General features: G+C 71.9%; 12 protein-coding genes. 10 read left to right on the top strand and 2 right to left on the bottom strand.

What is annotated here, in order from left to right; translation table 11 throughout:
* The first annotated feature begins 30 nt into the window (after positions 1-30).
* The 4 genes from ACFYW1_RS10625 to ACFYW1_RS10610 all read left to right on the top strand — a co-directional run bounded on the left by ACFYW1_RS10625 (position 31) and on the right by ACFYW1_RS10610 (position 4,095).
* Positions 31-858 (top strand): M23 family metallopeptidase, encoded by an 828-nt coding sequence (locus tag ACFYW1_RS10625; protein ID WP_388989981.1) that lies wholly within the window; start codon positions 31-33, stop codon positions 856-858.
* A gap of 92 nt (positions 859-950) precedes the next feature.
* On the top strand, positions 951-1,907 hold the full coding sequence (locus tag ACFYW1_RS10620) for a phosphotransferase family protein (RefSeq protein ID WP_388989979.1): 957 nt from the start codon (positions 951-953) through the stop codon (positions 1,905-1,907).
* Positions 1,908-2,462: 555 nt separating this feature from the next.
* Positions 2,463-3,326: an oxaloacetate decarboxylase gene (locus ACFYW1_RS10615; protein WP_388989977.1), complete on the top strand. Its 864-nt coding sequence runs from the start codon at positions 2,463-2,465 to the stop codon at positions 3,324-3,326.
* A gap of 256 nt (positions 3,327-3,582) precedes the next feature.
* Positions 3,583-4,095 (top strand): hypothetical protein, encoded by a 513-nt coding sequence (locus tag ACFYW1_RS10610; protein WP_388989975.1) that lies wholly within the window; start codon positions 3,583-3,585, stop codon positions 4,093-4,095.
* Between the two features lie 132 nt (positions 4,096-4,227).
* Here ACFYW1_RS10610 and ACFYW1_RS10605 read toward each other — a convergent pair whose 3' ends face one another.
* Positions 4,228-4,920 carry a hypothetical protein gene (locus ACFYW1_RS10605; RefSeq protein ID WP_388989973.1) on the bottom strand — a complete coding sequence of 231 codons (693 nt, stop codon included), beginning with the start codon at positions 4,918-4,920 and terminating at the stop codon, positions 4,228-4,230.
* A 353-nt stretch (positions 4,921-5,273) separates the two neighbouring features.
* On the opposite strand from ACFYW1_RS10605, the gene ACFYW1_RS10600 reads away from it, so the two are divergent.
* The 6 genes from ACFYW1_RS10600 (at position 5,274) to ACFYW1_RS10575 (ending at position 13,527) form a co-directional block, all read left to right on the top strand.
* Entirely contained in the window at positions 5,274-6,182 is a 909-nt protein-coding gene (locus ACFYW1_RS10600) for an LLM class F420-dependent oxidoreductase (protein ID WP_388990186.1), read from the top strand.
* Between the two features lie 13 nt (positions 6,183-6,195).
* Positions 6,196-6,993 carry an SDR family NAD(P)-dependent oxidoreductase gene (locus tag ACFYW1_RS10595; protein ID WP_388989971.1) on the top strand — a complete coding sequence of 266 codons (798 nt, stop codon included), beginning with the start codon at positions 6,196-6,198 and terminating at the stop codon, positions 6,991-6,993.
* A gap of 135 nt (positions 6,994-7,128) precedes the next feature.
* Positions 7,129-8,250 carry an LLM class flavin-dependent oxidoreductase gene (locus ACFYW1_RS10590; RefSeq protein WP_356934843.1) on the top strand — a complete coding sequence of 374 codons (1,122 nt, stop codon included), beginning with the start codon at positions 7,129-7,131 and terminating at the stop codon, positions 8,248-8,250.
* A gap of 218 nt (positions 8,251-8,468) precedes the next feature.
* Complete coding sequence (locus ACFYW1_RS10585; protein WP_388989969.1) at positions 8,469-10,208, top strand: amidohydrolase family protein; 1,740 nt, start codon at positions 8,469-8,471, stop codon at positions 10,206-10,208.
* Positions 10,205-11,680, top strand: coding sequence for an aldehyde dehydrogenase family protein (locus ACFYW1_RS10580; RefSeq protein WP_388989967.1), 1,476 nt, complete (start codon positions 10,205-10,207; stop codon positions 11,678-11,680). The genes ACFYW1_RS10585 and ACFYW1_RS10580 overlap by 4 nt, the downstream gene beginning before the upstream one ends.
* Positions 11,681-11,961: 281 nt before the next feature.
* Complete coding sequence (locus tag ACFYW1_RS10575; RefSeq protein WP_388989965.1) at positions 11,962-13,527, top strand: APC family permease; 1,566 nt, start codon at positions 11,962-11,964, stop codon at positions 13,525-13,527.
* 59 nt (positions 13,528-13,586) lie between these two features.
* Here ACFYW1_RS10575 and ACFYW1_RS10570 read toward each other — a convergent pair whose 3' ends face one another.
* Entirely contained in the window at positions 13,587-14,321 is a 735-nt protein-coding gene (locus ACFYW1_RS10570; protein ID WP_388989963.1) for a siderophore-interacting protein, read from the bottom strand.
* Positions 14,322-14,388: the final 67 nt, after the last annotated feature.

The following is a 14,388-nucleotide window of genomic DNA, read 5'->3' as shown; positions in this document are numbered from 1 at the left end:
ACCCGACCCCGACACGGAGGATGACCGCGCATGCGCTTGCGTCCGATACGTATCGCCCTGCTGGCCCTGGTGGCCCTGGTCGCGGGCCTGCTGACCGCGACTCCCGCGGCCGCGGCCCCCAACTTCAAGGCGCCGTTCCCCTGCGGCCAGACCTGGACCTACAGCCACCACTCGGCGGAGGTCCGATCGGCCCTGGACTTCGTCCGCACCGACGGCGGCTCCACCGCCGGCAGCCCCGTCCTCGCCTCGTCCGGCGGGACCGCGCACCGCTACTCCCAGCCCAGCGGCGCGGGCAACTACATCGTCATCGACCACGGCGGCGGCTGGCAGACCTACTACTTCCACCTCTCCTCGTACTCGGTCGGCGACGGCGCCTCCGTGGCGCAGGGGCAGCAGATCGGCGTCACCGGCTCCACCGGCAACAGCAGCGGCGCCCACATCCACTACGAGCAGCTGTACAACGGCGTGGGCCAGGCCATCGCGATCAACGGCCAGTCGCTCGCCCCGTACCCCGGCTCGTACTACAGCAAGTACCTGACCAGCGACAACGGCTGCGGAGGCGGTGGCACCGGAAAGTACTGGGTCGACACCTTCGCCAACGCCACCGGCTACGCGGGACCGAACACGAACGACGCGCAGGGCGTGCTGAACGCCGGTACGAACTACGTCTACTGCAAGGTGTGGGGCGCCCAGGTCGGCTCCGGCTCCAGCTACAACCACTGGTGGCTGAAGACCGACCTGGACGTCGTCTACGCGGGCAAGAACGGGCGCGGTGCGTACGTCTCGGCGTACTACCTGTCCCGTTGGGGCAACGACGAGGCCCGTGACAACAACGGGACGGTCATCCCGAACTGCTGACGTTCCGCAGGGCCGAGGGGGGGGGGGGGGGGGGGGGGGGCCGCGCCGCCCCCCCCCCCCCCCCCCCCCCCCCCCCTCGGTACGCTCCCCGCATGGGTGAAACGGCGGACGACTGGCCGGACCGGGCGACATGCGCGTGGGTCGGGAAGCAACTCGGGCCCGGGGAGCGGATCGTGAGCGCCCGGCGGCTGCGCGGGGGCTGGACCTCCTGGATGCGCCGGCTGCGCGTCTCCGGTCCGCGGGGCGACCGTTCGCTGGTGCTGCGCTCCTTCGTCAAGCCCTTCTACGTGCGCCACGCGCCGGGGCTGCTCACCCGGGAGGCGGACGTCCTGCGGCTGCTGGAGGGCACCGGCGTACCGGCGGCACGGCTGGTGGCCGTCGACGCGGTGGGCGAACACTGCGACCACCCCTCGCTGTTGATGACCCTGCTGCCCGGCGAGGTGCGGGTCGACGACGCCGGGGCGGCGGAGCGTGCCGGGCTGCTGGCGGGGCAACTGGCCGCCGTGCACCGGATCGAAGTCACGGACCGGACCCGCCCGCGCGACTACCAGGCGTGGACCGCGCCGGACCGGGTGCGGGTCCCCGAGGGCACCGGCCGGCCGCTGCTGTGGCGGCGCGCGATCGAGGCGATCCGGCGCGAACCACCCGCGTACGAGGCGTGTTTCCTGCACCGCGACTTCCATCCGGGCAATGTGCTCTTCACCGGGCAGGGGTCCGGGACGCGGATCGGCGGGGTGGTCGACTGGGTCGAGACCTCCTGGGGCCCGGCCGATCTGGACGTCGCCCACTGTTCGACCGCGCTGGCGCTGCTGCACGGGGTCCCGGCCGGGACGGACTTCGCCGAACGGTACGCCGAGGCGGGCGGCCGGCCGGTCGCGAGCGGGGCGGACCACCTGTACTGGCGGCTGCTGGACGCGCTCGCACATGCGCCCGACGCGGAGAAGGTGGCGACCCCGTGGCGGGAGCTGGGGCGGGTGGATCTGACGCCCGAGCTGCTCACGGAACGCCTGGAGAACTATGTGGAGTGCCTTCTCGACCGGTTCGGATGATCCACGACCGAACCGGACCGGGTGATGCCCAACTCCGTTACTGGGAAAGGGATTCAACGAATTTCGCACGGAGGATTTCCCGGTGCTCCGGGAGTGAAACGTTCCCGCTTCCGGGGTGCCGTCAACCCCGTTCCCGACGGTTACCCGCGGGGTGTCGTACACAAGGTCAGGAGCGGCGTGTCCCGGAGTAAAGAGACGGTCATGTCTGTATAGGTATACGCGTCTTCGCAAAGAGGGCAGACCTTTTGCGTCCCGTGCGGGGTGGGCACTGCCAGCCCCTCCGCGTGGCCGGGGCGGGCGCGGTGCCTCCGCGCCCGCCGCATCAGTGAACCGCTGAACCGCCGAACCATCGACATCCATGGGCCTCCGACGCACTCTCCCGTGCCGCGGCGGCTCCATGACCCGATGCCGTCGGGGTCCGCACGCACGGGACGTCGTTGCGCAACACCCGTTCCATCCAACGAAATCACCGGAGATCCGAACCGCCGACCCGGCACGTCACCGATGCGCCGGGCGCCGGTCCGTGAATCGACCACCCGATGACAAGGAGACGCTGTGCGTTATGGAAGTGCGCTGAGGGAAGAAGTCCGCTCACCGGGAACGACTCCCCTCATCGGTATCTACGACATGTACTCGGCCTCCGTCGTGGCCCGGCACTACGACGGATTCTTCGTGTCCGGCTTCGGCTTCGCCGCCTCCCACTACGGGCTCCCCGACATCGGCTTCATCGCCTGGCCGGACATGGTGGCCTTCGTGGAGCGGCTGCGGCTGGCCTTCCCCTCCCACCACCTGCTGGTGGACATCGACGACGGCTACGTCGACCCCGAGGTCGCCTGCCACGTGGTGCAGCGGCTGGAGCGGATCGGTGCCTCCGGCGTCATCCTGGAGGATCAGAAGCGCCCGCGCCGGTGCGGACACGCGGACGGCAAGCAGGTACTCCCCCTGGAGGAGTACCTGGAGAAGCTCAACCTCGTCCTGGAGAGCAGGCGCGACCTGGTGGTCGTCGCCCGCACGGACGCCACGGAGGAGGACGAGATCCTGCGCCGGGCGGAGGCGTTGGCCGGGACGGACGCCGACGTCGTCCTGGTCGACGGTGTGCGCAGCGTCGAGTGGATCAAGCGCATCCGGAAGGTGGTCGGTGACAAGCCGCTGCTCTTCAACCAGATCGCGGGCGGCAAGTCCCCCCGGCTCTCGCTCTCCGAGCTGACGGACCTGGAGTGCCAGGTGGCCATCTACAGCACCCCGTGCCTCTTCGCCGCGCACGCCGCGATCGACTCCGCGCTGACGGACCTCAAGGAGGCCGACGGACGGCTTCCCGAGTTCGTGCCCGCCGAGGGGATCGGGGTGCAGCGTTCGACGGAACTGCTGGAGAAGAACATCAGCAGGCACCACCCCGTCCGCGAGACCGTGTCCGTATGACGCGGACGACGGTCCGGGAGCGGGTGGCCGTGCGCCATCGGCGCGTCCCGGCCGTGAGTTCCTGACCGTTTCGCCCGCACACCGGGGCCTCGGTGGTGGACCCCCACGCTCCACCGCGGCCCCGGCCCGCGCGGCCCGTGCACACCGCACGGGCCGTGCCGGCTCCGCGGACCGCTCGAACCGACACGACCGTACGCATCACACGAAGCGGGCCGCGCCCGGTCCGGGACCGCGCGGCCGGGAAGAGGAACACCGCATGGGATTCACCTCGTCCGGGGCGCGTGCCGCCCTGGCGATCGCGCTCGGGGCGCTCTGCCAGGGCCAGTTGGCCGCGGGCACCGCCTGGGCCGATGCCCCCGACGGCGGCATGGAGACGCACCACGGACCGTCGCTGATCACCATCGACAACTCCAACGCCGACTCCTGGCTGGAGGTGGACCGGACGCTGAACGTGCTGGGCCCCTTCAGCAAGGGCACGGCGGGCAGCGACCACGACGGCGGCGGGGGCGCGATCGACCAGAACGTGTCGTCCTCGCAGGGCGTGGGCGTCCAGGCCGCCCCCGACGAACAGTCCGACGAGGACGAGGAGGAGGACGAGGAGCCCTGGGGCGGCGACGGAGCCGGAGCCGGCAGCGGTGCCGCCCCGGCCCCGGCCCCCAGGACCACCGCCCCCGAGAGCGCGGCGACCGGCGGGGACGACGACGAGGGCGACGCCGACCGCGACGCCGCGTACGGCCCCCGCACGACCGGCGCCCCGTCAGGCCCCTGACGGCACGGCCCCGACTTCTGGTTCGGAACCGCAGGGCCGTGACCGGCCGACGTGCCACCGCCGCGTCGATGGAGCCGGGGACCGGCACCGGTCCCCCGTCCGGCGTCGGGTCGTCAGGGGCGGTCAGGGCGGTCAGGGCAGGAGGTAGCCGAGCGTGCCGCCGTGGATCTGGCCCTCGCAGTCGGGCTGGTGGGACTCGAAGATCTGCCGGTTCTCCTTGCGCAGGCAGCGCAGCAGCGGCAGGCTCGGCACCCCGGCGGGCGGTGCGCCGTACAGCCAGCCGAGACGCGTCACGTACGTCTGGCCCTCGCAGCCGACGTCGGTGGTGGCGAAGTGGTCGCCGCGCACCTGGCAGAGGTAGAGAGGCCGGGTGTCCGGGTTAGGCGCGGTGTACAGGGTGCCCAGGGGGCCCTGCAGGTCGTAGCCGACGGGGGCGTCCCACGGGGTGCTCAGGGTGTCGGAGCTCTTGTGGTAGCGCTTGAGCACGAAGGTCGGGGAGCCCACGACCGGCTCGCCGGTGCACAGGTACTCGATGTGGACCTGCACCCAGCCGTTCGGGAGGGTGTTGACGACGGCGGGACCGGCGCTCACCCGGCAGTCGGAACGGGCGAAGCCCCGGGCGACCGCGGCGTCGAGGCCGGTCTCCCGGGCGGACTGCTCGGCGACGTTCAACGGACCGCTGCCGAACCCCTTGACGTAGAGCTTGACGGGGCCGACGGCCGCGTCGGCGGGGGCCGCGGCGGCCGTGCCGCCGAGCGAGGTGAGGGCGAGCACGGTGGCCAGGGCGGTGGCGGACCATCCGATGGCGCGTCGGAGCGATCTCACGGGCATACCTCGTTCCGGTGGGCCGGTGCGTGCGCTCCCGACGGGCCGCGCGCACCGGCGGGATCAGTACGGCTGGCGTATGCCTATCAGTCGGTATCGCGTGTGTTCGCGCGCATCATGCGGTATGTCCTGTTCCGTGAGGGTGGCTGACCGAAGGGGCGCCCTTGACCGTGCGGGCCGCGGGTCCACCGGGCGTCGCGCCCGACCCGGCCCGAGGTCCCCGCTCCCACCCCTTGTCTGATGCAGCATCAGGTACGACGATGGCCCCGCACCTTGAAGTGACGATGCGTCAGATCCGATCGGGGAGGAGGCGTCCGGTGCCGATACCGCTCACCGGGCCGCTGTCGTACGGGATGCAGCTGCCGGTCCAGTCGCAGAGCACCATCTACGCCGAGGGGTGGGAGGCCGGGGCCGGGCCCGAGGATCTCGCCGCCGTCGCCCGCACCGCCGACCGCACCGGCTTCGCCTATCTGGCGAGCTGCGACCACGTCGCGATCCCGCGGCGGCTCGCCGGGGTCATGGGCACCGTCTGGTACGACCCGGTCGCCACGCTCGCCTTTCTCGCCGGGATCACGGAGCGGGTCCTGCTGATGAGCCATGTCGCGGTCGTCGGGCTGCGGCATCCGCTGGCCACCGCGAAGCAGTACGCCACCCTCGACCACCTCAGCGGCGGCCGGCTGATCCTCGGGGTCGGGGCCGGGCACGTGCCGGAGGAGTTCGAGGCGCTCGGGGCCGACTTCGACGGGCGCGGCGGGGTGCTCGACGAGACCATCGACGCGCTGCGGGCGGCGCTCGGGCCCGAGGAGTACCCGGAGTTCGCGGGGGAGCGGTTCTCCTTCTCCGGGCTCGGCCAGCTGCCGCGCCCGGCCCGGGAGCGGGTGCCGGTCTGGGTGGGCGGGTCCTCGCCCGCCGCCGTGCGCCGGGCGGCGGTGCGGGGGGACGGCTGGCTGCCCCAGGGCGACCCGCGGGAGAAGCTGCCCGCGCAGATCGCCCGGTTGCGGCGGCTGCGCGAGGCGGCCGGGGTCGAGGAGCCGATCGTCGTCGGCGCGATCACCGAGCCGCTGTACGTCGGCGAGCCCGGCTGGCCCGTCGGGCGGCGCACCCTCACCGGCAAGCCGGAGGCCGTCGCCGAGTCGCTGCGCGCGTACGCGGCCATGGGCGTCCACCAGATCCAGGTGCGGTTCCGCAGCCGGAGCCGTACCGAACTCACCGACCAGATGGCGGCGTTCGCCGCCGAGGTCGCACCCCATCTCGACAGGTAGGAGGGTCCCGGTCATGGGCAAGCTGGACGGGCGGGTCGTGCTGATCAGCGGCGCGGCGCGCGGGCAGGGCGAGCAGGAGGCGCGGCTGTTCGCCGCGGAGGGCGCGCGGGTGGTGATCGCCGACGTGCTCGACGAGCAGGGCGGGGCGCTGGCCGAGGAGCTGCGGGGCGAGCTGGGGAAGGACGCCGCCCGGTTCGTCCACCTGGACGTGGGCCGGGAGGAGGACTGGCAGGCCGCGGTGGCCGCCGCGAAGGACGCGTACGGGAAGGTCGACGGGCTGGTCAACAACGCGGGCATCCTCCGGTTCAACGAGCTGGTGGCCACCCCGCTGGAGGAGTTCCAGCAGGTGGTGCGGGTCAACCAGGTGGGGGCGTTCCTCGGGATCAGGAACGTGGCGCCGGAGATCGAGGCCGCGGGCGGCGGGACGATCGTGAACACCGCCTCGTACACCGGGCTCACGGGCATGGCGTTCGTGGGCGCGTACGCCGCCACCAAGCACGCGGTGATCGGGCTGACCCGGGTGGCGGCGGTGGAGCTGGCCGCGAAGGGCATACGGGTCAACGCGCTCTGTCCCGGGGCGGTGGACACCGCGATGACCAACCCGGCTGCGCTGGACCCGGGCGCGGACCCGGAGGAGTCCCGGGAGGCGGTGGCGGAGCTGTACCGCAAGCTCGTGCCGCTGGGGCGGATCGGGCGGCCGGCGGAGGTGGCGGCGCTGGCGCTGTTCCTGACCTCGGAGGACTCCTCGTACATCACCGGGCAGCCGTTCGTCATCGACGGCGGCTGGCTGGCGGGCGTCAGCCTGTTCTGAGCGGGCGGACCGGGCCGGGCCCTTCGAACTCTTCTGACGATGCGTCAGCTATTGACGGGTCCGGGTGCCGGTGGAACAGTCGGACGCATCACGATCTGACGATGTGTCAGAAACGATTGAGGACGGTGAACTCCCTTGGAATTCGGACTCTTTGTACAGGGGTACGTGCCTGCCGCGCGGGCCAGGGTCGACCCGGAGGCGGAGCACAAGGCGCTGATCGAGGAGACCGAGTACGTCATCCAGGCGGACAAGTCCGGCTTCAAGTACGCCTGGGCCTCCGAGCACCACTTCCTGGAGGAGTACTCGCACATCTCGGCCAACGACGTGTACCTGGGCTACCTCGCCCACGCCACCGACCGCATCCACCTCGGCTCCGGCATCTTCAACCCGCTGGCCCCCGTCAACCACCCGGTGAAGGTGGCCGAGAAGGTCGCCATGCTCGACCACCTCTCCGAGGGGCGCTTCGAGTTCGGCTCCGGGCGCGGGGCCGGCAGCCACGAGATCCTGGGCTTCATGCCGGGCATCACCGACATGAACCACACCAAGGAGCTCTGGGAGGAGACCATCGCGGAGTTCCCCAAGATGTGGCTCCAGGACGAGTACGTGGGCTTCCAGGGCAAGCACTGGTCGCTGCCGCCGCGCAAGGTCCTGCCCAAGCCGTACGGGAAGTCGCACCCGGCGATGTGGTACGCCGCCGGCTCCCCGTCCTCGTACGCCATGGCGGGGCGGAAGGGGCTCGGCGTGCTGGGCTTCAGCGTGCAGAAGGTCTCCGACATGGAGTGGGTCGTCGACTCGTACAAGTCGGCGGTCAAGGAAGCCGAGCCCGTCGGCGACTTCGTCAACGACAACGTCATGGTCACCTCCACGGCCATCTGCGCCGAGACCCACGCCAAGGCCGTCGAGATCGCGGTGGGCGGCGGGCTGAACTACCTCCAGTCGCTGCTGTTCCGCTACCACGACACGTTCCCCCGGCCCGAGGGCATCCCGGAGTGGCCCGAACTGCTGCCGGAGTACACCGAGGAGATCATCGAGCTGCTGATCGCGGAGGAGCTGATGATCTGCGGGGACCCGGACGAGGTCCTGCGGCAGTGCCGGCGGTGGGAGCGGGCGGGGGCGGACCAGCTGAGCTTCGGGCTGCCGATCGGGATCGGCCGCGAGGACACGCTGAACTCGATCCGGCTGATCGGTGAGCACGTGATTCCGGCGATCGACACGGACCCGGTGCACCGGACCTCACGGTTCCGGAACGCGGCCTAGTGCCCCTCCCGGCAAGCTTTGCCCCGTCGGGCAAACACTGCCGGTCACGGCACCAGGAGGAGCAGGGGCACGGGGGCGGAGCCCCCGTCGAGAGCCGCGGCGTCTTCCCGGACCGCCGCTCCGTGCGGGCGGGGGTGCGTGCCGCGGCCCTGCGCACCCCCGGCCGCACACACCCCGCAGCCCCCGGCCGCACACACACCGCAGAAGGGAACCCCGTCATGCTCGACCACCTCATCCGCGGAGCCACCGTCGTGGACGGCACCGGCGGACCCTCGTACACCGCCGACGTCGGCATCCGCGACGGCCGCATCGCCGTCGTCGCCGAACCGGGCACGGTCACCGAGCCGGCCGCCACCACCGAGGACGCCACCGGTCTCGTCCTCGCCCCCGGCTTCGTCGACCCGCACACCCACTACGACGCCCAGCTCTTCTGGGACCCGTACGCCACCCCCTCCATGAACCACGGCGTCACCACCGTCGCCGGGGGCAACTGCGGATTCACCCTCGCCCCGCTCCACCCGGACCGCCCCGAGGACGCCGACTACACCCGCCGCATGATGGCGCGGGTGGAGGGGATGGCGCTCCGGGCCCTGGAGGAGGGGGTCGACTGGACCTGGTCGGGCTTCCGCGAATACCTGGACGCCCTCGAAGGGCGCATCGCCGTCAACGCCGGGTTCATGGTCGGGCACTGCGCGCTGCGCAGGTACGTCATGGGCGCCGACGCGACCGGCGGGCAGCCCACCCCGGCCCAGCTCGACGCGATGCTCGCGCTGCTGCACGACGCGATGGACGCCGGGGCCTGGGGGCTGTCCACCACCCAGTCCGCCACCCACTCCGACGGGGACGGCCGGCCCGTCGCCTCCCGCGCCGCCCTGCCCGAGGAACTCCTCGCCCTCTCCCGGGCCGTCGGCGAACACGAGGGCACCCAGCTCGAAGCGATCGTCGCCGGCTGCCTGGACCAGTTCTCCGACGAGGAGATCGACCTCCTCGTCGACATGACCGCCACCGCCGGACGCCCGCTGAACTGGAACGTCCTCACCATCGACTCCGCCGTCCCCGAACGCGTGCCGCGCCAGCTCGTGCCCAGCGAACGGGCCCGCCGCGCCGGGGGCCGGATCGTCGCGCTGACCATGCCGATCCTCACCCCCATGAACATGTCGCTCGGTACCTTCTGCGCCCTCAACCTCATCCCCGGCTGGGGCGACATCCTCGCGCTGCCCGTCCCCGAACGCATCGAACGGCTCCGCGACGCCGGCACCCGCGCCGAGATGCTCCGCCGCGCCGACAGCAAGGAGGCCGGGGTCTTCCGCCGCCTCGCAGACTTCGCCCGCTACGTCATCGGCGACACCTACAGCGCGGCCAACGAGGGGTTGACCGGCCGCGTGGTGCGCGACATCGCCGCCGAACGCGGCCAGGACCCCTTCCACTGCCTCGTCGAGATCTGCGCCGCCGACGAACTGCGCACGGTGCTGTGGCCGATGCCCACCGACAACGACCCCGCCTCCTGGGCGCTGCGCCAGGAGACCTGGGAACACGAGGACGTCATGCTCGGCGGCTCCGACGCGGGCGCGCACCTGGACCGGATGTGCGGCGCCCCGTACACCACCCGGTTCCTGGGCGACTGCCTGCGCGGGCGCAGGCTCGTCCCCCTGGAGCGGGCGGTGAAGATGCTCACCGACGATCCCGCCCGGCTCTTCGGACTCCGCGAGCGGGGCCGGATCGAGGAGGGCTTCCACGCCGACCTCGTCCTCTTCGACCCGGAACGCGTCGACGCGGGGCCCGCCACCCTGGTGCACGACCTGCCCGGCGACAGCCCGCGCCTGGACTCCCGGGCCATCGGCATCGTCTCGGTCCGGGTCAACGGGGTGGAGACCCTGCGCGACGACAAGGTGACCGGTGCGGTCCCCGGCACGGTGCTCCGCTCCGGCCGCGACACCCGGACGGTGAGCACGGCATGAGCGGCACGAGCGACGACCCGAAGCGCCGCCTGTTCATCGGCGGCCGGTGGACCGAGCCGGACCACGGCCACTACGAGGTGATCGACCCCGCGACCGAGGAGGTCGTCGGCCTCGCCCCGGAGGCGAGCCGGGAGCAGGTGCACGCGGCGGCGGCCGCCGCCCGCGAGGCGTTCACCACCTGGTCCCGCACCCGCCCCGAGGAACGGGCCGCGATCCTCGACCGGGCCGCCGACCTGATGCGGCGCGACCTCGTGGCCAGTGCCGACCTCGCCCGCGCGGAGAGCGGCGCCACCACGGCGACGGCCAGGGGCATGCAGGTGGCCGTGGGCGCCGCCCGCTTCCGCCGGTACGCCAGGGGCGCCCTGGAACCCGTCGAGGAACCGATCGCGCCGCAGATCAACGAGGCCGGGCCGATGGGCCGGGCGGGGGTCTTCGGGGCCCTCGCCGTGCGCCGCCCGGTCGGTGTCGTCACCTGCATCACCTCGTACAACAACCCGTGGGCCAACCCGGCGGGCAAGATCGCCCCCGCGCTCGCCATGGGCAACACCGTCGTCGTGAAGCCCGCGCCGCAGGACCCGCTCTCCGTCTACCGGATGGCCGGGGCGCTCCAGGAGGCGGGCGTCCCGGCCGGGGTCGTCAACGTCGTCACCGGCTCGGGCCCCGAGGCGGGCGAGGCGGCCGTCGACTGCGAGGACGTCGACATGGTCAGCTTCACCGGGTCCACCGCCGTCGGGCAGCGCATCGGCGAGGTGTGCGGGCGCGGGATGAAGCGGCAGCTGATGGAGCTGGGCGGCAAGGGCGCCGCGATCGTCCTCGACGACGCCGACCTCGACTCGGCGGTGGCCGGCATCGGCACCACGTTCTCCTTCTACAGCGGCCAGATCTGCACCGCCCCGACCCGGGTCCTGGTGCAGCGCGGCGTCCACGACGCGCTGATCGGGAAGCTCGCCGCGTACGCCGGCCATCTGAAGGTGGGCGACCCGGCGGCCAAGGGCACGGTCGTCGGACCGGTCATCTCCGCCGCCCACCGCGACCGCGTCGAGGCGTACGTCGAACTGGGCCGGAAGGAGGGCGCGCGGGTCGTCACCGGCGGCGCCCGCCCGGCCGGACTCGACCGGGGCTTCTACGTCGCCCCGACCCTCCTCGCCGACTGCACCAACGACATGCGCGTCGTCCGCGAGGAGATCTTCGGCCCGGTCGTCGTGGTCGTCCCCTTCGACGACGAGGAGGAGGGCATCGCGCTCGCCAACGACAGCGACTACGGACTGATCGACTACGTCTGGTCCGGGGACGTGGCGCGCGCCTTCCGGATCGCCCGGCGGCTGTGCGCCGGTGGGGTCGGGGTGAACACCGTCGGCCGGAACATGGAGGCGCCGTTCGGCGGGTTCAAGAAGAGCGGGGTGGGCCGCGACGTCGGCTCGTACGCCCTGCACGCGTACGGCGAACTCCAGTCGATCGTGTGGCCCGGCTGAGCCGGAACGGTCATGGATTCCCGTCCGCCCGCGAAGGCCCGGCGACCCGTGGGTGTCCGCTGAGCGGACACCCACGGAAAAATTTGAACCCCCCCAAAACGGGCACAGCTGCGATTCCCGTACGGTGCTGCGATCGAGCCTCGACCTCACATCGGAAGGTGGTCTTCGGGGATGGCCTTCAATTAACCAAGGTTCTTCCGTATTGTTGCCTGGAATTCAAGGATGAGACGGCGGAGTCTCACCCTCCGAATGTGGAAATCGCAGCGTTTATCGTCCTTTTCATGACTCAGCTGGACGTGCGGCCGCAGGCCGAAGACGCAGCACCGGCCGCCGCTCCGGCCGACGGCGGCGTGCGCGGGAAGGGACTCGGCGGGAACTCCGTCGGCCTGATGGGCAGCGCCGTCATCGGCGTCTCCACCGTCGCCCCCGTCTACTGCCTCACCTCCACCCTCGGCTCCACGGCGGGGGAGGTCGGCGTGCAGATGCCCGCCGTCTTCCTGGCCGGATTCCTGCCGATGCTGCTCGTCGCCTTCGCGTACCGCGAGCTGAACAAGGTCATGCCGGACTGCGGCACCTCCTTCACCTGGACGGTGAAGGCGTTCGGCCCGCGCGTCGGCTGGATGTGCGGCTGGGGCCTGGTCATCGCGACGATCATCGTCCTGTCGAACCTGGCGGGCGTGGCCACTTCGTACTTCTGGCTGCTGGCCGGCGAGATCACCGGCAGCGACTCGATCGCCGCCCTGGACGACAGCAAACCCGTCCACATCCTGACCTGCCTGGCCCTGATCGCGGTCGCCACGGCGATCAGCTACCGGGGGATGACGGCCACCAAGGGCGTCCAGTACGCGCTGGTCGGCCTCCAGCTCGTGGTCCTCGCGGTCTTCGTGGCGATGGCCGTGCAGAAGGCGGGCAGCGGGGAGTTCGCCTCGTCCCTGGACTTCTCCTGGTCCTGGCTGAACCCGTTCGCGGTGCAGTCGTTCGCGGCGTTCACCGCCGGTCTGTCGCTGTCGATCTTCATGTTCTGGGGCTGGGACGCCTGTCTGACCGCCAACGAGGAGACCGTCGGCAGCGAGAAGACCCCCGGCCGGGCCGCCCTCATCGCGATGGTCGTGCTCGTCGGCTCCTACCTGGCGACCGGGGTGGCCGCCCAGATGGCCGTCGGCTCCGGCGGCTCCGGGCTCGGCCTGGCCAACCCCGAGACCTCCGACAACGTCTTCGCCGCGCTCGCCGGCCCGGTCATGGGCCCCGGCCTCGGCATCCTGCTCTTCGTCGCGGTGCTGGCCTCGGCCGCCGCCAGCCTCCAGACCACCTTCATCCCGGTGGCCCGCACGGTGCTCGCGATGTCCTCGTACGAGGCCCTGCCCGCCTCGTACGCCCGCGTCCACCCGCGCTTCAGGACCCCCGGCCGGGCCACCGTCACGGCGGGTGTCGCGACCGGCGTCTTCTACACGGTGATGACCCTGGTCAGCGAGCACGTCCTGGTCGACACCATCTACGCGCTCGGCCTCATGATCTGCTTCTACTACGCGCTGACGGCCTTCGCCTGCGCCTGGTACTTCCGGGCCGACCTGACCCGCTCCTTCCGCGACCTGGCCTTCAAGGGCCTCTTCCCGGTCGTCGGCGGCCTCCTGCTCACCGCGGTCTTCGGCAAGACCCTCCACGACATGTGGGACCCGGCCTACGGCTCCGGCTCCTCGGTCCTCGGGGTCGGCTCGGTGTTCGTGATCGGCGTCGGACTGCTGCTGCTCGGCGTGGTGCTGATGCTGGTGATGCAGCGCCGCAGCCCGGCGTTCTTCCGGGGCGAGATCCTGACCAAGGAGACCCCGGCGCTGGTCGTCGAGGACTGAGGCCGGCCCGGGAGCCCCGGGCCGGACGGCCGTCGGGGACGGGGCGGTCCCGGAGGCGTTCAGCCGGTGGCGCGCCAGTAGCCCAGGGCGTTCACCCGCTCCTTGGGCACGGACAGTTCCTTGCGCGCGTACGAGGACAGGGCCCGGGTGGTCGCCGTGTCGCAGGCGATCCAGACGTACGCGTCGGAGGCGTCGGCCCCCAGCAGGCGCGGCAGGGCCGACTTCACCTCGGCGACCAGCCCGGCGCCCCGGTCGCGGCGCGGTATCCGGTGCAGGGTGTGGTGGTCCGGGTCCAGCCGGATCGGCAGCTGCCCGTCCGAGTCGTGCGCCGTCTCGAACCACACGGTGGCCGGGGTTCCCGGGAACGCGTCCAGCAGCGAGTTGATCGCGGGCAGCGAGGCGGGGTCGCCGACCACGAAGAGCCGGGCCGGCCGGGGTTCGGGCGGGGCGAAGCCGGTGCCCTGGAGCGTGGCGTCGATCGTGTCGCCCGGCTTCGCCGCACGGGCCCAGTCGCTCGCGGTCCCCTCGTGCAGGGCGAACTCCAGGCTGAACGTCCCGGCGGCCGGGTCCGGGTCGACCAGGGTGTAGGCGCGCTGGTGCGGCTTGCCGCCCCGCTCGAACCAGACCCTGACCCACATCGTCGGGTGGGCGCCGCCGGTCGCGGCGAGCAGCCCGCCGTCGGTGAGATGGACCCGGCGGAAATCCTCCGTGACCTGCTCCGCGCCGGTCACGGTGAACGTGAAGTCCCGTCCACGCATGAGCTTGAGGACGACGCCCTCCCAGCCGTGACCCACCGCAGTCCCTCCCCGCACCGAGAATCAATTCAGGTGAGGCTAACCTAATTTCTCGGGATCGGGGAGA

The organism is Streptomyces sp. NPDC002669, from assembly GCF_042889165.1.
Lineage (GTDB): Bacteria > Actinomycetota > Actinomycetes > Streptomycetales > Streptomycetaceae > Streptomyces.
Note: the sequence above shows the minus strand (reverse complement) of the source record. Positions and strands in the feature narration are given on the sequence as shown.

Excerpts from the sequence above, each read along its gene's own strand:
- ACFYW1_RS10580 (WP_388989967.1), top strand. The coding sequence starts at position 10,205 with ATGAGCGGCACGAGCGACGACCCGAAGCGCCGCCTGTTCATCGGCGGC.
- ACFYW1_RS10610 (WP_388989975.1), top strand. The coding sequence starts at position 3,583 with ATGGGATTCACCTCGTCCGGGGCGCGTGCCGCCCTGGCGATCGCGCTC.
- ACFYW1_RS10595 (WP_388989971.1), top strand. The coding sequence starts at position 6,196 with ATGGGCAAGCTGGACGGGCGGGTCGTGCTGATCAGCGGCGCGGCGCGC.
- ACFYW1_RS10585 (WP_388989969.1), top strand. The coding sequence starts at position 8,469 with ATGCTCGACCACCTCATCCGCGGAGCCACCGTCGTGGACGGCACCGGC.
- ACFYW1_RS10625 (WP_388989981.1), top strand. The coding sequence starts at position 31 with ATGCGCTTGCGTCCGATACGTATCGCCCTGCTGGCCCTGGTGGCCCTG.
- ACFYW1_RS10575 (WP_388989965.1), top strand. The coding sequence starts at position 11,962 with ATGACTCAGCTGGACGTGCGGCCGCAGGCCGAAGACGCAGCACCGGCC.
- ACFYW1_RS10600 (WP_388990186.1), top strand. The coding sequence starts at position 5,274 with ATGCAGCTGCCGGTCCAGTCGCAGAGCACCATCTACGCCGAGGGGTGG.
- ACFYW1_RS10620 (WP_388989979.1), top strand. The coding sequence starts at position 951 with ATGGGTGAAACGGCGGACGACTGGCCGGACCGGGCGACATGCGCGTGG.